Origin of the sequence: Sphingobium sp. HWE2-09, assembly GCF_035989265.1 — a bacterium.
GTDB lineage: Bacteria > Pseudomonadota > Alphaproteobacteria > Sphingomonadales > Sphingomonadaceae > Sphingobium.
This window is the reverse complement of sequence record NZ_JAYKZX010000003.1, coordinates 1,505,750-1,524,656: the sequence shown is the minus strand read 5'-3', so window position 1 is coordinate 1,524,656 and position 18,907 is coordinate 1,505,750. Positions and strand designations below refer to the sequence as shown.

General features: G+C 64.5%; 17 protein-coding genes. 10 read left to right on the top strand and 7 right to left on the bottom strand.

The annotated features are described in order from the left end of the window. Positions 1 to 4 precede the first annotated feature (4 nt). From U5A89_RS12750 to U5A89_RS12715, 8 genes are all read left to right on the top strand, one after another. Positions 5 to 811 carry a DUF2163 domain-containing protein gene (locus tag U5A89_RS12750; RefSeq protein ID WP_445190701.1) on the top strand — a complete coding sequence of 269 codons (807 nt, stop codon included), beginning with the start codon at positions 5 to 7 and terminating at the stop codon, positions 809 to 811. Next, positions 808 to 1,173 (top strand): NlpC/P60 family protein, encoded by a 366-nt coding sequence (locus U5A89_RS12745; protein WP_338161463.1) that lies wholly within the window; start codon positions 808 to 810, stop codon positions 1,171 to 1,173. The genes U5A89_RS12750 and U5A89_RS12745 overlap by 4 nt, the downstream gene beginning before the upstream one ends. A 61-nt stretch (positions 1,174 to 1,234) precedes the next feature. Further along, positions 1,235 to 3,430: a phage tail protein gene (locus U5A89_RS12740; RefSeq protein ID WP_338161462.1), complete on the top strand. Its 2,196-nt coding sequence runs from the start codon at positions 1,235 to 1,237 to the stop codon at positions 3,428 to 3,430. Positions 3,431 to 3,465: 35 nt separating this feature from the next. Beyond that, entirely contained in the window at positions 3,466 to 3,969 is a 504-nt protein-coding gene (locus U5A89_RS12735) for a DUF2793 domain-containing protein (RefSeq protein WP_338161461.1), read from the top strand. 200 nt (positions 3,970 to 4,169) lie between these two features. After that, a complete protein-coding gene (locus U5A89_RS12730; protein ID WP_338161460.1) occupies positions 4,170 to 5,246 on the top strand; it encodes an OmpA family protein in 1,077 nt (358 codons plus the stop codon). Positions 5,247 to 5,476: 230 nt separating this feature from the next. Next, positions 5,477 to 6,013: a superoxide dismutase family protein gene (locus tag U5A89_RS12725; protein WP_338161459.1), complete on the top strand. Its 537-nt coding sequence runs from the start codon at positions 5,477 to 5,479 to the stop codon at positions 6,011 to 6,013. 819 nt (positions 6,014 to 6,832) lie between these two features. Then, positions 6,833 to 7,534, top strand: coding sequence for a glutamine amidotransferase (locus tag U5A89_RS12720; RefSeq protein WP_338161458.1), 702 nt, complete (start codon positions 6,833 to 6,835; stop codon positions 7,532 to 7,534). A 158-nt stretch (positions 7,535 to 7,692) separates the two neighbouring features. Beyond that, on the top strand, positions 7,693 to 9,048 hold the full coding sequence (locus tag U5A89_RS12715) for a glycoside hydrolase family 27 protein (RefSeq protein ID WP_338163046.1): 1,356 nt from the start codon (positions 7,693 to 7,695) through the stop codon (positions 9,046 to 9,048). Between the two features lie 73 nt (positions 9,049 to 9,121). On the opposite strand, the gene U5A89_RS12710 is transcribed toward U5A89_RS12715, so the two are convergent. After that, positions 9,122 to 10,774 carry a M28 family metallopeptidase gene (locus tag U5A89_RS12710; RefSeq protein WP_338161457.1) on the bottom strand — a complete coding sequence of 551 codons (1,653 nt, stop codon included), beginning with the start codon at positions 10,772 to 10,774 and terminating at the stop codon, positions 9,122 to 9,124. A gap of 41 nt (positions 10,775 to 10,815) precedes the next feature. After that, complete coding sequence (locus tag U5A89_RS12705) at positions 10,816 to 11,472, bottom strand: glutathione S-transferase (protein ID WP_338161456.1); 657 nt, start codon at positions 11,470 to 11,472, stop codon at positions 10,816 to 10,818. A gap of 128 nt (positions 11,473 to 11,600) precedes the next feature. On the opposite strand from U5A89_RS12705, the gene U5A89_RS12700 reads away from it, so the two are divergent. Then, a complete protein-coding gene (locus U5A89_RS12700; protein WP_338161455.1) occupies positions 11,601 to 12,824 on the top strand; it encodes a polyhydroxyalkanoate depolymerase in 1,224 nt (407 codons plus the stop codon). A gap of 62 nt (positions 12,825 to 12,886) precedes the next feature. Here U5A89_RS12700 and U5A89_RS12695 read toward each other — a convergent pair whose 3' ends face one another. The 5 genes from U5A89_RS12695 to U5A89_RS12675 all read right to left on the bottom strand — a co-directional run bounded on the left by U5A89_RS12695 (position 12,887) and on the right by U5A89_RS12675 (position 16,924). Next, a complete protein-coding gene (locus U5A89_RS12695; RefSeq protein WP_338161454.1) occupies positions 12,887 to 13,240 on the bottom strand; it encodes a YbaN family protein in 354 nt (117 codons plus the stop codon). A 228-nt stretch (positions 13,241 to 13,468) separates the two neighbouring features. Beyond that, positions 13,469 to 14,776, bottom strand: coding sequence for a sensor histidine kinase (locus tag U5A89_RS12690; RefSeq protein ID WP_338163045.1), 1,308 nt, complete (start codon positions 14,774 to 14,776; stop codon positions 13,469 to 13,471). A gap of 151 nt (positions 14,777 to 14,927) precedes the next feature. Continuing rightward, entirely contained in the window at positions 14,928 to 15,593 is a 666-nt protein-coding gene (locus U5A89_RS12685) for a response regulator transcription factor (RefSeq protein ID WP_224550746.1), read from the bottom strand. 47 nt (positions 15,594 to 15,640) lie between these two features. Continuing rightward, entirely contained in the window at positions 15,641 to 15,967 is a 327-nt protein-coding gene (locus U5A89_RS12680) for a hypothetical protein (RefSeq protein ID WP_445190700.1), read from the bottom strand. A gap of 213 nt (positions 15,968 to 16,180) precedes the next feature. Further along, a complete protein-coding gene (locus U5A89_RS12675; protein WP_338161452.1) occupies positions 16,181 to 16,924 on the bottom strand; it encodes an SIMPL domain-containing protein in 744 nt (247 codons plus the stop codon). A 138-nt stretch (positions 16,925 to 17,062) separates the two neighbouring features. On the opposite strand from U5A89_RS12675, the gene U5A89_RS12670 reads away from it, so the two are divergent. Further along, positions 17,063 to 18,844 carry an ABC-F family ATP-binding cassette domain-containing protein gene (locus U5A89_RS12670; RefSeq protein ID WP_338161451.1) on the top strand — a complete coding sequence of 594 codons (1,782 nt, stop codon included), beginning with the start codon at positions 17,063 to 17,065 and terminating at the stop codon, positions 18,842 to 18,844. The last annotated feature ends 63 nt before the right edge of the window (positions 18,845 to 18,907 follow it).

Sequence of the window (18,907 nt, the reverse complement as noted above, 5' to 3'; positions counted from 1 at the left end):
CGAGATGGCGATGCTGGCGCAGCCGCTCAATACGCTGGCCTTTTGCTGGCGGATCGAGCGGCGGGACGGGGTGACGATCGGGCTGACCAGCCATGATCGCGACCTGGCGATCGGCGGGCTGGCCTATCGCGCCGCGCCGGGGATGACGCCGTCGGCTGTGCGCAGCGGGATCAGGCTGGAGGCGGAGGACAGTGATCTGGCGGGCGCGTTGTCCAGCGATGCGATCGGCGAGGCGGATTTGATGGCGGGGCGATGGGACGGCGCGGCGCTGGAACTGCGCCTGACGCAGTGGGAAGCACCCGGCGGCTTGTGGCTGTTGCTGGCGCGCGGCGAGATCGGCGCGGTGTCGCGCAAGGGTAGCGCCTTTACGGCGGAATTGCTGGGCGCGGCGGCGATATTGAACGGGCCGGTCGCGCCGTCGACATCGCCCGACTGCCGCGCGCGGCTGGGCGACCGGGCGTGCCGGGTGGATATGAGCGGGCGGCGCAGGGTCGTGGCGGTGAGCGGCGTTGCGGATAGCGACGTTGAGATCGGCGGGTTGGTGGCGGGGGTCTATGCGTTCGGCACCTTGCGCTGGCTGACCGGGGCGAATGCGGGATTGACGCAGGCGGTCGTGGACAATGGCGCGGAGGGGGTGACGCTGGCGGATGCGCCTGCCTTTGCGGTGGATGCGGGCGCTCTGGCGCTGCTAACGGAAGGGTGCGACCGGCAATTGGCGACTTGCGCGGGGCGCTTTGGCAATGGCGTCAATTTTCGCGGCGAACCCTATTTGCCGGGGATGGACCTGCTGACCCGCTACCCCGGCGCATGAGCGCGGTGGTAGCGCGGGCGCGCGCTTTGGTAGGTGTGCCGTTCCGGCTGCATGGGCGGTGCATGGCGGGGCTGGATTGCGTCGGGGTGGCGGCGGTGGCGCTGGGGCGGGCGGCGCCGGACGCCTATGGTTTGCGGAGCGGGGATGTCGGGCGGGCGGAGGCCTGGCTGCGGGCGGCGGGAATGCGGCCTGTGGAGATTGGGCGACCGGGCGATCTGGCGCTGGTGCGACCGGGGCCGTTGCAACTGCATCTGATGATCGGGACGGGCGATGGCTTCGTCCATGCCCATGCCGGGATCGGGCGGGTGGTGGAGACGCCGGGGGCGTCACCGTGGCCGGTGATCGGGTGGTGGACCGTTTAGGCCCACGGTCTGAACTAGGCTCCCGCCTTCGCGGGAGCACATCGCATTTCAGGAGGCATATATGGCGACGGTAGTGCTGACGGCGGTGGGGACCGTGCTGGGCGGGCCGATCGGCGCGGCGATCGGCGCGGTGATCGGCAATGTCATCGACAATCAGATACTGTTCAAACCCAAGGGGCGCGAAGGCGCGCGGCTGACCGAATTGCAAGTGCAGACGTCGAGTTACGGGACGCAGGTGCCCAAGCTGTTCGGGACGATGCGGGTGGCGGGAACGGTGATCTGGGCGACGGACCTGAAGGAGACGAAGAGCAAGAGCGGCGGCGGTAAGGGGCGGTCGAGCGTGACCAGCTACAGCTATTCGGCGAGTTTCGCGGTGGCGCTGTCGGCGCGGCGGATAGGGGCGATCAGGCGTATTTGGGCCGATGGCAATTTGCTGCGCGGGGCGGCGGGGGATTTCAAGACCGAGCTGTCGGGGTTCCGCGCGCATCCTGGCGGGGAGGATCAGCCGGTCGACCCGCTGATCGCGGCGGCGCAGGGCGTGGGGATGACGCCGGCGCATCGGGGGATTGCCTATGTAGTGTTCGAGGATCTGGCGCTGGCCGATTATGGCAATCGCATTCCATCGCTGACGTTCGAGGTCGAAGCGGATGCGGGGCCGGTGCCGATCGGGACGGTCGCGGCGGTCTTGAGCGATGGGCGGCTGGGCGGTGACGGGCTGGCGGCGATCGATGGCTTTGCGGGTAGCGGGGCGGATGTCCGGGCGGCGATCGCGCCGTTGGTCGAGGCTTATGGATTGGCGTTGCGGTCGGACGCCGATGGTCTTCGGCTGGCGTCGAGCGGCGCTGCGTCAGGCGAGATCGGCGCGGATGGGCTGGTGCGGCGGGTGAACGGGCAGGCGATCGATCCGGTCGAGCGATCGGCCGCGGCCGCCGATACGGTGCCGGTGGCGCTGAGCCTGCGCCATTATGATGCGGCGCGCGACTATCAGGCCGGGGTGCAGCGGGTCATGCGGCCGGGGGCTGGATTGCAGGAGCAGGGGATAGAGGTGCCAGCGGTAATGGCCGCCGACGATGCGCGGGCGGTGGCGGCCGGGTTGCTGGGCGCGGGCTGGACCGGACGGGCGACGATGACGCTGCGCTGCGACTGGCGGGCCTTGGCGCTGACGCCCGGCGCGGTGGTGACGGTGGCGGACATGCCGGGGCTGTGGCGGATCGAGGAGCGGGAATGGGAGGCGATGGCGGTGCGGCTGGCGCTGCGGCGGGCGCCGGGTGCGGGCGGGACGTTGCCGACGGGCGCGTCTTCGGGAGCGATCGTGCGGCAGGTGGATGCGCCGCATGGCGTGACGACGCTGATGCTGGCCGACTTGCCGCAGATCGGCGACGGGGTAGCGAGCGCGCCGGTGCTGGTCGTGGCGGCAAGCGGCGGCGCGGGATGGCGTAGCGCGGCGCTGTTCGTGATGAGCGACAGCGGCGAGGCGATGCCGATCGGGCGGAGCGCGCCGCGCGCGGTGATGGGGATGACGGATACGGCGCTGCCGACCGGGCGTGGGCTGCTGGTGGATCGGCGTCATGGCTTGGTGGTGACGCTGCTGGCGTCGGACATGGCGCTGGGCGGGGCGGATGAGGCCGCGATGGCGCAGGGGCGCAACCTGTGCCTGGTCGGGCGCGAACTGTTGCAGTTCGAGACGGCGAGCCGGATCGGTCCCGCCCGCTATCGGCTGGGCGGGCTGCGCCGGGGATTGCGCGGCACCGAGTGGGCGATGGAGGGGCATGGCGTGAGTGAACCGTTCCTGTTGGTGGAAGAGGAGCGGCTGGTGCTGCCGCTCACCGCGCTGGGCGTGGTGGGCGATCCGGGCGCGACGCTGCGCGTGGCGGCGGTGGGGCTGGGCGATGTGGAGCCGGTGGAGGCAGCGGCAACCATCAGTGGCGAGGCGCTGATACCGCCGTCTCCGGTCCATTTGTCGGTGCGGGCGCAGGCCGGGGGGCGGACGTTCGGCTGGGTCAGGCGCAGCCGCGCGGGATGGCGATGGAGCAATGGAGGCGACGTGCCGCTGGCCGAGGAGATGGAGCGCTATCTGGTGCAGGTGACGGATGGCGCGACCGTGGTGCGCAGCGTGGAAACCGGTGGGCCGTTCTGGACATATGACGCTGCAATGATCGCGGCGGACGGGGCCGCTGGCAGGGCGCTGGTGATGGAGGTCCGGCAAATCGGCACGCATGCGCAGGGGCGGGCCGCGCGGATGGGCTTTACGGCCTGAGAGGTGCGGGCAGAGGTTCGGGATCAGAAAAGGATATGAGCATGGACATGACGCCGCGCTGGGCGCTGCCATTGTTATTTGCGGGGCAGGCGCAGAAGGAAGTTTTTCACAATGAGGCGCTGACTCTGGTCGATGCCTTGTTGCATGGCCGGGTGGAAAGCGCCGATCTGGCTTCGCCGCCTGGTGCGCCGACCATCGGACAGTGCTGGATCGTGGCTGACGGGGCGTCGGGGGATTGGGCGGGGCGGGCGGATGCGATCGCCTTATGGAGCGAGGGCGGATGGCGTTTCGTGGCGCCGCGGGCGGGGCTGCGGCTGTTCGTTGGGGACCGGGATCATGCGCTTTTCCATGATGGGACGCAGTGGCGTGCCTGTCCGATCCGGGGGGATGGCCTCTATATCGATGACGAACGGGTGGTCGGGCCGCGGATGGCGGCTATCGCTGCGCCCGCAGGCGGCAGTGTAATTGACGCGGAGGCGCGCTCTACGGTCGCGGGCATTTTGGCCGCCTTGCGCACACATGGGCTGATCGAGACGTAATATTACGCTATTGTGCTTTTCATGTTGCAGGGACGTGTCAATAGTCTAGCATGACTGGGCATTAGCTTTCGAAAACTGCCTTAACGCGGCTAGTGCGTTATTTTTGCAACGGTTTCACTAATTGTGGACTTGCCATGAAACCTTCTTGCGAATACAGGGTTTCAGCAGTCCTTCGTGACACTCTTGAAAGGGGAATTTAAATGCGGAAGCTTGCCCTCGCGGCTGCGCTTGCGACCACCGTCCTGGCCACTCCGGCCATGGCGCGTGACAACAGCTGGTATGTTGGCGTCGACGCCGGCGTGCTGCTGGTCGAAGACCAGGACATCACCTTCTCGCCCGGCAACGCCGGTGCTGCCAGCAACACCATTGCCGGTGTTGACTACCATAAGGGCTATGATTTCGACGCCAATATCGGCTACGATTTCGGCGGCTTCCGTCTGGAAGCTGAAGCTGCCTACAAGCGTGCGAAGGTCGATCTCGACAAGAGCGGCTTCGGCGGCGCTGCCTCGGCTCTCTCGTTCATGCTGAACGGCTTGCTCGACTTCGGTCCCGATGACGGCCTGCAGGGCTTCGTCGGCGGCGGTGTCGGCGTTTCGCGCGGCAAGCTGGCCAACGATCTGGTCAACGACAGCGACACCGGTTTCGCCTGGCAGGCGATCGCGGGCGTTCGTTACCCCGTGACCAACAATGTCGACGTGTCGTTGAAGTATCGCTTCTTCAACCAGGACGACATCAAGCTGATCCCGGCCTACACCACCATTGGTGGCCCCGCCGGTTCGTCGGTTGACACCAAGCTGCGTACGCACAGCCTGCTGCTCGGCCTGACCTACAACTTCGGTGGTGAACCGGCTGCTCCGCCGCCGCCCCCGCCGGCTCCGCCCCCGCCGCCTCCCCCGCCCCCGCCGCCTCCGCCGCCGGTTGCGGAATGCAACCCTGGCCCGTACATCGTGTTCTTCGAATGGGACAAGTCGGACATCACGCCTGATGCCGCCACCATTCTGGACAACGCGGTTTCGGCCTACAGCAGCTGCGGTAGCGCTCAGGTCATGCTGGCCGGTCACGCTGACCGTTCGGGTGCCGCTTCCTACAACGTCGGCCTCTCGCAGCGCCGCGCTGACTCGGTCAAGGCCTATCTGGCCTCGAAGGGTATCCCTGATGGTGTCATCACCACCCAGGCCTTCGGTGAATCGAAGCCGCGCGTCGACACCGCCGATGGTGTTCGCGAAGTCCAGAACCGTCGCGTGGAAATCAGCTACGGTCCGGGTTCGGGCCAGTAAGCCGATCTCCATTCTTCGGAATGGGATACAGAATTGGGGGCTGGTCGCAGGACCAGCCCCTTTTTCTTTGCGTGCGTGAGGTATTTTCTTTGCATCGGTGAGGGATGGCCAATGCGGCTTCGCTTCTTGCGATCTGCTATCAAAATGCGATGACAAATCGATGCGGATGGGCAACAAAATGCGGGCCGGGGCGTTTGCCTTGCATCTTGCCCTCTCCTGGGAGCCTATCCATGAAAATTCTTCCGTTTTTCGCTGCCCTGCCAGTCGTCATGGCCGTATCCGCCTGCGCCACGGGGTCGTCGCAACCCAGTGCCGCGCCGATGGCATCGGCCAAGCTCGCCGCTGCCGACGGGGCCGCTCGCGGGATGGCGACGGTGACTCAAGCCAGCGACGGGCTGCATGTCGTAGTAAAGGCGCAAGGGCTGACGCCGGGCATCCATGCCGTGCACATTCATACCACGGGCCAGTGCAACGGCCCTGACTTTGCCAGCGCCGGGGGACATTGGAACCCGACTGCGCGCAAACATGGCATGAAAAACCCGGCGGGTATGCATATGGGCGATATGCCCAATATGACCGTTGGTCCGGATGGGACTGGCGCGATCGAATATCATGTGATGGGCGGAACCATCAACGGCGGGACCACGCCATTGCTCGACGCCGACGGCGCAGCGATAGTGATTCATGCGCAGCCGGACGACAATGTCAGCGATCCGGCGGGCAACGCGGGTGGCCGCGTGGCGTGCGGCGTGTTGGCGGCAGGCTGATCATCGCGCACGCATGCGCCGCTTTTGAGATAATGGAAGCGCCCTGGACCGGAGGTTCGGGGCGCTTCTTTATGGACGGGCGGCGGCGCGGACCGGTGTCGGGCCGGTGTCAGGCCGATCGCCGTTGTGCGCGTGACGACGTTGGGTCGAGGCATCTTGGTTTGTTCGTTTCGAGCGATGCCTGTCCTGCGCCTGTCGGAGCGTCGAGAAACAAGGGCATGGCGCTACTGGCGTCGCGATCCGTTGACAGATTTCGCTCGAAGCGAATGGGTCAATATAGCGTCATCGTTCTCAAGCTCACGATAGCCTGCCGACCGTGATTTCGCGGTCGCGTTTGTCGCACATCTAGGGTTGTGGCTGGCCGAGATTTGACGGCGGCACGGAGGAGCCATCATTTGATCTCAGGCGGCTGGCGGATGAGTGCTTCAGGCCTAGGCCTGCGGGAGTGCCGAGTGTTTATATCGGCCAATGACCCCGACATGCCAGGTAGATCAAGCAGGTGTCGGCGAGCGCGTCTTGGCTCTGTCACGATGAATGGTGAGTGCGCCTTTGGCGGACCCCAGAGCGATTCCCGATCCGATGGAATCATCCGATGACCCGGAGCCGAAGGCCAGCGCAGCTCCATCGCGGACAATATAAAGCCAGGGCGGTTGATCCGATGCGATCGGATCGCGAGCCGCTTGAGCGCGATGATGGATGGGTGCGCCAAGCGATTATGGGCCGACGAATGGCCGGTTTCGCTAATAGCGCTTATTTTGGCGTGGCAAGAAAGGTTGGGGTGGTGGCGTCGGGCGCACTTGTCTAGCTATGTCGTCAGCAATGAAGAGAGCTTTGATCGTCCGACATGTGCCGCGCGAAGGTGCGGCAGGCTATTTGCAGCCGATCGAGGCGGCGGGCTATCATATCGACCGTGTTGATGTCGCCAGTCCTGATTTTGCCGATGTCGATCTGTGCGATCCCGATCTGCTGATCATGATGGGCGGGCCGATGGGCGTGTATGAACAGGACCAGCATCCCTGGATCGCCCTGCAGATCGAAAAGCTGGCGGCGCGGTTGCAGGCGGACCGGCCGACATTGGGCGTGTGCCTGGGCAGCCAGATGATGGCGGCGGCATTGGGTGCGCGCGTCTATCCCGGTGGCCATATGGAACTGGGCTTTGCGCCAGTACGGGTCAATGATCGCGGCGCGACGTCGCCGCTGCGCCATATCGCGCAGGTGCCGGTGCTGCATTGGCATAGCGATACATTCGACCTGCCGGACAATGTCGAACTGCTCGCGTCCACCGATCGCTATGCGCATCAGGCGTTTCGGCGCGGGGCGAATGTACTGGCGCTGCAATTTCATGCGGAGATGGGGGAAGATCCGCGTTTTGTGGAATGGCTGACGCATTTCTGGGCGGACCTGGATATTGCCGGTCAATGTGGCATTGCGCTCCGCCGCGACCATGACGTGCATGGGCCGGGTGCGGTGGCGGCCGGTCGGGCGATGATCGGGGAATGGCTGGCGGGGATCGACGCCTAGAAAAGATCAATCGTCGGCGCTGACAATGTGGACGTGCGGCTTTCCATATTTGCGGTGATGGCGTTTGGTACGCCACGTCGTAATCCGAATGTGGATCGGCACTGGGTTGCCGCTTGATCTTGCATGCGTCCTTCTGTTTACTCCTACAAATGACAAAGATGACATGGAGAGCGAGCCGCCGCGATATGCTGGCGGGCGGGGCCATCGGGCTGGCTGCGGCGAGCGCGGTGGGAGCGGTGGAGACGCGAACGGAGGGGGGCAAGGGCGCTGCCCTGGCGCCGCGCCCGCCGATGGGGTGGAATAGCTGGAACAGTTTCGCCACCACCATCACCGAGGCGCAGGCGCGGGAAACGGCCGCGATCATGGCGGACAAGCTGCTGTCCTTCGGCTATGACATCTTTACCGTCGATATCCAATGGTATGAGCCGAAGGCGTCGAGCTATAGCTATAATGCCAAGCCGAAACCGGCGATGGACGGCTATGGCCGGATGATCCCCGCGCCCAATCGCTTTCCCTCCAGCATCGGCGGCAAGGGCTTTGCGCCGCTGGCGAAGGCGGTTCATGCGCTGGGCCTGCGGTTCGGCATCCATGTGATGCGCGGCATCCCGCGCGCGGCGGTGGAGGCGAACCCGCCGATCCTGGGCACGCGATATCGCGCCGCCGACATTGCCGACCGCGCCAGCATCTGTTCGTGGAACCCGGATATGTATGGCGTCGACATGACGCGGCCGGGCGCGCAGGCCTATTATGACAGCCTGTTCCGGCTCTATGCCGACTGGGGCGTCGATTTCGTCAAGATGGACGATATGAGCCGCCCTTATGACGCCCATGCGCCGGAGATCGAGGCGGCGCACAAGGCGATCGTCGCGACGGGGCGACCGATGATATTGAGCCTGTCGCCGGGCGAAACGCCGGTCATCCGGGGCGATCATGTCCGCCGTTTCGCGCAGATGTGGCGGATTTCCGATGATTTCTGGGATGAGTGGCCGATGCTGGAGGCGCAGTTCACCCGGCTGGAGAACTGGACGCCCTATCGGGGACCGGGATCGTGGCCGGATGCAGATATGCTGCCGCTGGGCCGACTGGCGCTGGGCGCGCGGGACACGCGCTTTACGCCGGACGAGCAGCGGACGCTGATGACATTATGGGCGATCGCGCGGTCGCCGCTGATCATGGGCGGGGATTTGCGGCATCTGGATAGCGCGACGCTGGCGTTGCTGAACAATCGCGAGGTGCTGGCGGTCAATCAGGCGAGCAGCGGTAATTGCCCGCATTTCGTGGCGGATGGCACGCGCGTGTGGTCCGCCGTGGCGGATGGCGGGACCGGTCGGTATCTTGCGATGTTCAATACGGGGAGCAAGGTGCGGGAGGTCGGCGTGAGGCTGCGGGATCTGGGGCTGGCGGGGCCGGTTGCGGTGCGCGACCTGTGGGAAGGCAAGGCGCTGGGGCGGCAGGCGGAGCGAGTTTCCGCCATGCTGCCGCCGCATGGGTGTGTTTTGTATCGGTTGGGTTAGTCGCTGGCTTGGGCTCGCTTCGCTCGCTACCCACTCCCGGCCTCTCCCTTGGAAGGGAGGGGGAAGACGTGAGTTATTGTCTTGCTGCGGCGCTTTTGTCGCGGATCGTTTTAAATTCCGATCCGGCTTTCCATTGCGGCCAGCGGGTCGAATGGGCGAGGTCGCGGCCGATGCTTAGCATCAGGTCGATATCCTGCGCTGCGCCGTCGAGTTTCCAGCTGTCGTCCACCGCGTCGCAGGCCTGATGATAGCAGGTGCCGGTATAGGCATCGACCCAGGCCTGGCCCGCCGCCCGGCCGCCATCGACCAGATCGGATGCGCCCGCGATCCCCATCATCAGCAGCACCGGCACGCCGCGTTTGGCCATGGAGAAATGGTCGGCACGATAGAAGAGGCCGCGCTCGGGCAGGCTTTCCTGCGTGACGGTGCGGCCTTGGGTCGCGGCGGCTTTGGCAAGGTCGTCTTCCAGCGTATCCTGACCCTTGCCGACCAGGATCACGTCCTTGGCTTTACCCGCGGTTTGGAGGATGTCGATGGTGAGGTTGGCGACAGTCTTGTCGAGCGGCCAGGCGGGATTTTGGGCATAATGTTCCGAGCCGAGCAGACCGCGTTCCTCCGCCGTCCAGGCCGCGAACAGGACGGAGCGGTCGGGCGCGGGAGCGGCCTTGAACGCGCGGGCGATTTCGAACAGCGCGGCGATGCCGAGCGCGTCGTCATTGGCGCCGGCGCGATAGATGCGGCCCTGCGCGTCGGGCGCGCCCTTGCCATAGGCATCCCAATGGGCGCCGTACATGACCGTTTCCTGCGGACGTTTCGCGCCGGGGATGCGAGCGAGGACGTTGGCGCTTTGCACCACGTCCTGCGTGACGGGGAAGGTGGCGGAGAAGGTGGCGCCCTTGAGGGCCACCGGCTTGAACGTCCTGGATCGCGCTTGTTTGCGGAGCGCCGCGAGATCCAGACCGGCGCTGGAGAATAAGGCCTGGGCGGCGTTCCCTTCGATCCAGCCCTGGAGTTGCAGGCTGGTCAACTTGTCGGCGGGACGGACCAGGTCGTAATTTTCGCCGCCGGGGCTGACGACCACGTTCCAGCCATAGCCCGCACCCGCCATGTCATGGACGATCAGTGCGCCGATTGCGCCGCGCCGCGCGGCTTCTTCGAACTTGTAGGTCCAGCGGCCATAATAGGTCATGGTGCGGCCGCCGAATTTGTCGAAGGCGTCTTCGCCCTTGGCCGCTTCGAAATCGGGGTCGTTGATGAGGAAGACAGCGACCTTGCCTTTCAGATCGACGTCCTTGAAATCGTCCCAGCCGCGTTCGGGGGCGGAGACGCCATGACCGACGAAGACCAGCGGAGCGTTGGCGATCGCGACCTTATCCTTAGGCTGCAGCGTGGAGAGATAGACTTGCTGGCCCGATGTCCAGTCCGTCGTCGTGCCGTTTTGCGCAACAGCCAACTGTTCAGGTGCGCCGAGCCGGGTGTGGAGCAGGGGCACCTTTTGCACCCATTGGCCGTCCGGGCCGCCCGGCTCCAGGCCCAGCGCTTCGAAGCGGGCGACGAGATAGCGGATAGTGCGTTCTTCGCCGATCGTGCCGGGCGCGCGTCCTTCGAACAGGTCGGACGCCAATGTGCGGACGGATTGTTCCAGCCGCTGCGGGTCGGTAGTCTGGGCGTGGGCGGGGAGGGCGGCTGAGAGGCCAAGGGCCAGAGCGAGGATGCGTGTGATCATCACCCCGCTCTAAACCCCCGGGGCGACAGGGGAAAGGCCGTTCAGAATTCGGTTTCGAGTTCGATCATCTCTTCCGGTTCTGCCCGGGCATCTTCGATCCATTCGCGCATCAGCGGCCAGCTGTTGATGGTCTGGCAATAGGCGGCCGAGATTGGCGATAGTGGCACAGCATAGGACAGGAAGCGTTGCGCGACCGGTGCGAACATGGCGTCGGCGACGGTGGGTTCGGCACCGAACAACCAAGGGCCGCCATAGCTGTCCAGACATTCCGCCCAGATCGCCTCCACCCGTTCGATATCCGGACGCGCGCCGGGAAAGATGGGGAAGCGGGCGTGGCGCACCTTCAGGTTCATCGGCAGGGCCGAGCGCAGATTGGCGAAGCCGGAATGGATTTCGCCCGATACCGACCGGCAATGGGCGCGGGCGATCCGGTCGGTCGGATACATGCCGACATTGGGATAGAGTTCATGCAGATATTCCGCGATCGCCAGCGTGTCCCATACGCTGGCCCCTTCATGCGTCAGGCGCGGGACGAGAACCGATGGGGAGAGCAGCAGCAGTTCGGCCCTGTTTTCCGGATCATCTAGCGCGACTGTCTTTTCCTCTACCCGCAAGCCCGCAAGGCGACACAGGAGCCAGCCGCGTAGCGACCAGGACGAATAATTCTTGCTGGAAAGAGTGAGTTCCGCGACCGCCATGGCATGACCCTCCTGCTTTGGATCAACCTCCCATTTATGATGATGCGGTGCAACATAAAAAGCATGTATAGCGTTGGATGATAGAAGCGAGTTGGGTCGCGGGCGTTAAACAGGACAAGATCGTCGTTATGCGTATGCTTTACAGTGGTTATCAGGCCTGGAACGATATGCTGGCACCGGCGCGTTTCGGGGCGCAGATCGCACTTGGTATGCGGGACAAGATGGGACCGATGGCCGATTGGGCGATGCCCCGGCGCATGTTCGCGATGATGGATGTGTTCCAGGGCGCGAAATTGACGCATAAACGGCCGTCCTACGCGATCGACAGCGTCACCAGCGGCAATGCGGAAGTGGCGGTGCGCGAAGAGGTGGTGCTGGACCTGCCGTTCGGCGACCTGCTGCATTTCGTGAAGGACGAGGTGGAAGCCGCGCAGCCCAAGGTGCTGGTCGTTGCGCCGATGTCGGGGCATTTTTCGACCTTGCTGCGTAGCACGGTCGCTACTTTGCTGCGCGATCATGACGTTTATATCACCGACTGGAAGAATGCGCGGGACGTACCGCTGGAGGCCGGGCGGTTCGGGTTCGACGACTATGTCGATTATGTGATCCATTTCCTCCAGCATCTGGGCGAAGGCGCGCATCTGGTGTCGGTATGCCAGCCCTGCGTGCCTGCGCTGGCCGCCGTGGCGTTGATGTCAGAGGACAAGGACAAGGCGACGCCGCGGTCGATGACGCTGATGGGCGGGCCGATCGATCCCAATGCCGCGCCAACGTCCGTCAACGATCTGGCGAATGAAAAGTCGATCGAATGGTTCGAGGAGAATCTGATTTCCGTCGTGCCGTTCCGCTATGCCGGGCGCGGGCGGGAAGTGTATCCAGGCTTTCTGCAACTTTCGGCGTTCATGGCGATGAATATGGAGCGGCACAGCGCAACCCATCGCGAACTGTACCAGCTGCTGGCGGACGGCAAGCAGGTCGAGGCGGATCGCATCAAGACATTTTACCAGGAATATTTTGCGGTCCTGGACATGACCAAGGAATTCTACCTGGAAACGGTGGACCAGGTGTTCCAGCGCACCTTGCTGGCGAAGGGCGAACTGACCGTGCGGGGTCGCAAGGTCGATCCCGGCGCGATCCGCAATACCGCGCTGCTGACGGTGGAAGGTGAGAAGGACGATGTGTGCGCCGTGGGGCAGACGTCTGCTGCGCATGGGCTGTGCACGGGTCTGCGGCCGCACCTCAAGCGCCATCACCTGCAGCCGGGCGTGGGCCATTATGGCGTATTTTCCGGCAGCAAATGGGAAAAGCAGGTCTACCCGCAGGTGCGCAACATGATCCTGGCGATGAACTAAGATAAACGCCCGGGCATTGTTTTCGGCCTTTGACCCGCTTGGCCGTTATTCAAGACAAGATGTCACGCCTCTGGCCGGGTCCAGATCCAGGAGCCGCTGATCAGCGCGGCGGCGATGGGGATCAGGAACCAAGGCCAGGGTGAGAATATCAGCGCCAGGGCGATGCTGAAGGCGAAAGCGCCGATCGCGGCTTTCTTGCCCCGGCGGCTGATCGCGCCGCGCTCCCGCCAGCGGCGGATATGTGGGCCGAAATGCTTGTGGTCGAGCAGCTTGGCCTCCATCCGAGGGCTGGACCGGGCGAAGCAGTAGGCTGCCAGGATCATGAAGGGCACCGTCGGCAGCAACGGCAGGAAAGCGCCGATCGCGCCAAGGCCGATCGAGACGAACCCTGCGATGAGATAGAGATGCCGCCGCATGGGATGTCCTGTTCCGGGCGATGCCTGGAAACCAGGCATCGTTGCGATTGCTTCGCAGCTGCGTGGTGGGATGGCAAGCGGTTGTGGGTAGGGTTGCGGTTTGTTTGCTTGCTGCCGTTACACCAGCGCAGGCTGGCATCTCCCTTTTCTTTTGGGCGCTATATTGAAGGAAGCGAGATTTCAGCCTTCGCCGGGATGACGGTGGGTTGGTCGGTACATTCGTTTCAATCAAGCCGTCGGCAACCTTAGCCGCACCAGCAATCCGCCCAGATCTTCGCTTTCTTCCAGCGCAACCGTGCCACCGTAGATTTCTGCAACGTCGCGAACGATGGCGAGGCCGAGGCCCGTGCCGGGCTTGCCGGAATCGAGGCGGACGCCGCGATCGAAGATGCGGACGCGGTCGGCTTCGGGGATGCCCATGCCGTCGTCTTCGACCAATATCTCCACCATCCCGCCCGCGCGGGCGACCACGGTGGCAAAGACGCTGCCGCCGCCATATTTGGCGGCGTTTTCGATGAGGTTCCCCAGCATTTCGTCCAGATCCTGCCGCTCGACCCGGACGGCGGCCTGCCGGTCGCCATCCATGTCGACGCGGGCGTCGGGATAGAGGCGCTGGACGGCGCGCTCCACGGCGGTGAGGCTGGACCAGACCTCTGCGCGGCTTTGTGCCGCGCCACGACGGCCGACGGCGCGCGCGCGGGCAAGATGGTGATCGACCTGCCGCCGCATCGTCGTCGCTTCGCGGATCACCGCGTCGCCAAGGTCGGGCGCGCGCGCCGTGGCGGCGTTCATGATAACGGTCAGCGGCGTCTTGAGCGCATGGGCGAGATTGCCCGCATGGGTGCGTGCTTCTTCGGCCTGACGCTCGTTGTGGGCGAGCAGGGCGTTCAATTCCTCGACCATGGGCAGCACTTCGGCGGGCATGGGTTCGGTCACGCGGCTCTTCAGCCCGTCACGCATCCGCACGATTTCCAGCCGGACCTTGCGCAGGGGGCGCAGGCCGTAGATGGTCTGGAGCGTCGCCAAGACGAAGAGGCCGAGGGCCAGCAGCGCGAAGCTCTGGAACAGGGTCGACCGCAACGTCTTGATCTGCGCGTCCAGCCCTTCGCGCGCCTGGCCGACCATGAAGAGCCAGCGCGTTTCGGAGCCGGGGAGAACGACGGTGCGTTCCATGATGCGCAGATCCTCCCCGGGAAACTGCTTGCTGTCATAGGTGTGGAGATGGCGGTCATGATGTTCGGCCGGCACCTTGAGCGCCCGGTCCCAGAGCGACCGGGACCGCCAATCCTCATGCCCCTTGGCGCTGACCTGATAATAGAGGCCGCTATTGGGTTCGAGGAAACGCTGGTCGGCCAGTTCGCGGTTGAACAGCACTTCGCCATCCGGGCCGATTTCCGACGCGGCGATCATCGCGGTCAGGACGTAATTCATCCCATCGTCGAAATTGCGGGTGATCGCGTCCGCCAGCACCCGGTCCAGCGCCACGCCCCCGCCGATCAGCAGCACGCTGATCCACAGCGCGGCGATGCCGATCATCCGGCGGCTGATGGAGCCGGTGGAGCGGACGGGGGGCGGGGATTGGCTATCCATTAGATTATATTACATCCGTTCGCTTCGAGCGTGTCGAGAAGCCTGCGCAAGAAAGTTCTCGACAAGATCGAACCGAACGGCGGAGGGGACGGGGGGATTACCGTCCCGGCTCGTCCAGGCTGTAGCCAAGACCGCGGATGGTGGTGATGACGTCGGCGCCCAGTTTCTTGCGGATGCGCGTGACGAACACTTCGATCGTGTTGGAGTCGCGGTCGAAATCCTGATCGTAAATATGTTCGATCAGTTCGGTGCGGCTGACGACCTTGCCCTTGTGATGGAGCAGGTAGGATAGCAGCTTATATTCCTGCGCGGTCAGCTTTACCGGATCACCGCCCAGCGTGACCTTGCCCGAGCGGGTGTCGAGGCGCACATCGCCAGCGGTGAGTTCGCTTGACGCATTACCCGACGCGCGGCGGATGAGCGCGCGCAGGCGGGCGATCAGTTCCTCGCTCTGGAAGGGTTTGGCGAGATAGTCGTCGGCGCCTGCGTCCAGTCCAGCAACCTTGTCCGACCAACTGTCGCGCGCGGTCAGCACCAGCACCGGGAAGGCGCGGCCTTCTTTTCGCCAGCGGTCCAGCACTGTCAGGCCGTCGATGGTGGGCAGGCCAAGGTCTAGCACGACCGCGTCGTAGCTTTCGGTCGCGCCCAGGAAATGGCCGTCCTCGCCATCGGTGGCGAGGTCAACGGCATAGCCCGCGCCCTCCAGCGTGTTCCTGAGCTGCTGGCCCAGATTCGGTTCATCCTCGACGATCAGCAGACGCATGGGGCTAGTCCGTTTCTGTTATGAAGTGTCTGTGGCAGGCGCGGCGCTTAGCGCGCCATGCCGATGATATCGCCTGTCCGGCCATCCGCATCAACCCACATCACCTTACCGTCCTTCACATATTTCAGGCGATAGCGGTTGGCGGCGGGGTTAAATTCGCTGCCGACATAGGTCGCGCCGCCCATGGTGGCATCGACGCGGCGTTTGATCATGGCGAAGGGCATGACCTGACCGTCGAGCATCGCGCGGCGTGCGGCATCCTGTTCGTCGCGGCGATTGCCCGCGTCTGCGGCAGGAATGGCGAGCGTCAGGGCGAGCGTCCCAAAGACCGCAGCGGTGATAGAGCGGGGCAGGCTGTTCCACGTCATAGGCATAGGCATGGCATAGGCGCAGGGCATTGAACAGGTGGTGAATGGCAGGACGGTGAATGGAAAAGGCGGCGATGCCTGTGCACCGCCGCCTTTTCGTTTCCGGGCCGCCGTTTTTTCATCGTCATGCCAGCGGAGGCTGGCATCTCACTTCTTTTGGCGATGTACTTCAAAAGAGAGATCCCAGCTTGAGCTGGGATGACGGGGGCAGGGGCGGCCTTATTTATCTAGCGCATATTGCACCGTCAGCGTGACCGACGCGCTGACCTGGCCGGGTTCGACCGGGGTGGTCGGTGCGGCGTCCGCCTTGAAACGGGCGCTTTGCAGCATCGGCATGGGTGGCTGGCCGCCGCTGTTGCTTTCGCTGATGGAGACAAGGCGGGCCGAACGGAACCCTGCCGCCTGGGCATAGAAATCGGCCTGCGCCTGGGCGCTCTTAAGTGCGGTCCCGCGTGCCTGCTGGATCAGCGGCGACGGGTCTTCGATCGAGAAGCTGGGGCCGCTGATGTTCGTCGCCCCGGCCGCGACCATGGCGTCTAGCGAGGCGCCCACCTTCTTGATGTCGCGCAGCTTCACCGTCAGCTGGTTCGACGCTTCATAACCGATGAAGCGCGGTCCTTCGGGCTTTCCGTCCTGATTGCTATAATCATATTGCGCGTTGAGGTTGATGCCGCTGGTCTGGATATCCTTCTTGGCGATCCCGGCCTTTGCGAGCGCGGCGATCAGTTTTTCGGTCTTGGCGGCATTGTCCTGCATGGCGGCCTGGGCGGTGAGCGCACGGGATTGGACGCCAGTGCCCACGGTCGCGACATTGGGCGCGGCCTCGACGCTTTCGGTGACGTTCAGGGTGACCACCGGCGCCGTCTCGGCGATGGTGACGCTGGTCTGGGCGACGGCTGATGTGGGGGCCGCGATCGGAAGGGCGGCGACGCCAAGCGCCATCAGGGCGAGAGCGGATTTCATGGATATTTCTCCTCTGCGAATATGCACTCCTTTTTGGCCGGAGTGCGATGAACGGACGCTGTCGTGCGTTGAAAGCCGTCCGACAGCTTTCCGGTTCCGCTCTTGCTCCCGCGCGTCGGAGGCCTTAGCTGCACGGCCATGGCAGCTCCTATTCTCTCGTTCGAAAATCTCGGCCTTTCGCAAGGCTCCCACTGGCTGTTTCGCGGCCTCAATATCGCCGTGGGTGCAAAGGACCGGCTGGCGCTGATCGGCCGCAATGGCGTGGGCAAGACGACGATGCTCAAATTGCTGGGCGGGCAGATCGAGGCGGACGAGGGCGTGCGGTCGGTGCAGCCGGGTGCGCGGGTCATCACGCTGGAGCAAGACCCCGACGTCACGCCGTTCGCCACGCTGCATGATTTTGCGCTGTCGGGCGAATTTGCGCCGCCCGCGCATGAGGTGGAGGCGATCGCCGATCAACTGGGTATCGACCTGTCGCGCGAGGCGAAGACGGCCAGCGGGGGCGAGCGCCGCCGCGCCGCCATCGCCCGCGCGCTGGCGAGCGAGCCGGACCTGCTGCTGCTGGACGAGCCGACCAACCATCTGGACATCGCCGCGATCGATTGGATCGAAAACTGGATGGCGCGTTACAATGGCGCGTTCATCGTCATCAGCCATGACCGCGCGTTTTTAACGCGGTTGACGCGCCAGACCTTGTGGCTGGACCGGGGGCAGATGCGGCGCAACGAGATCGGCTTTGGCGGGTTCGAACAGTGGATGGAAGCGGTCTATGCCGAAGAGGCGCGGGCGGCCGAAAAGCTGGACGCGAAGCTGAAGATCGAGGCGCATTGGCTGGAACGCGGCGTCACCGCGCGGCGCAAGCGCAACCAGGGGCGTCTCGCCAAGCTATGGGAAATGCGCGAAACCCGCGCCGCGATGAACGGGCCGCAAGGCATTGCGAAGATCGCCGTCGCCGCCGACGACAGCAAGACCAAGAGCGTGATCAAGGTCGAGCATGTCGGCAAGCGCTTCGGCGATCGGACCATCATCGATGATCTGTCGATCCGTATTCAGCGCGGCGACCGGATCGGCATCGTCGGCGGCAATGGCGCGGGCAAGTCGACGCTGCTTAAGCTGCTGACCGGCGAACTGGCGCCAGATAGCGGCAGCGTGACGCTCGCCAAGACGCTGGACATGATCTTCATCGACCAGCAGCGCAGCCTGATGCAGGGCGACAAGACGGTGCGCGACGTGCTGGCCGAAGGGGGCGACTGGATCGACGTGCGCGGGGTACGCAAGCATATCCACGGTTATCTGAAGGACTTTCTGTTCGATCCCAGCCTTGCGGAAGCGAAGGTCGCCACGCTGTCGGGCGGGGAACGGTCGCGGCTGCTGTTCGCGCGGGAATTTGCGCGCGAATCGAACCTGCTGGTGCTGGACGAACCGACCAACGACCTGGACCTCGAAACGCTGGACCTGTTGCAGGAAGTGATCGCCGATTATGACGGCACGGTGCTGATCGTCAGCCATGATCGCGATTTCCTGGACCGGACCGTCACCGTGACGCTGGGGCTGGACGGCACTGGCGTCGTGGACGTGATCGTCGGCGGTTATGCCGACTGGATCGCCAAGCGCGACCCGCGAAAGGCGGCCAGGGTGGAGAAAAAGGCGGCCGCTGCGCCGCCACCGCCCAAGCCTGTGTCCGCCAAGCTGACCTATAAGGACCAGCGCGACCTGGAGTTGCTGCCCAAGACGATCGAGCAGTTGGAAGCGGCGATCGCGCGCGACGAAGAAGCGCTGGCGGACCCGGCGCTTTATACCCGTGATCCGAAGAAATTCGCGGAGTTGACCGGGGCGATCGCGAAGGCGCGGGGCGACAAGGATGCGGCAGAGGAGCGCTGGCTGGAACTGGCGGAGAAGGCGGAAGGTTTGGCGGGGTAAGCAGTTTGCTGTTCCCCGGCGAAGGCAGGGGGCTAGAGCGGATTGTTGAACTGGACCCCGGCC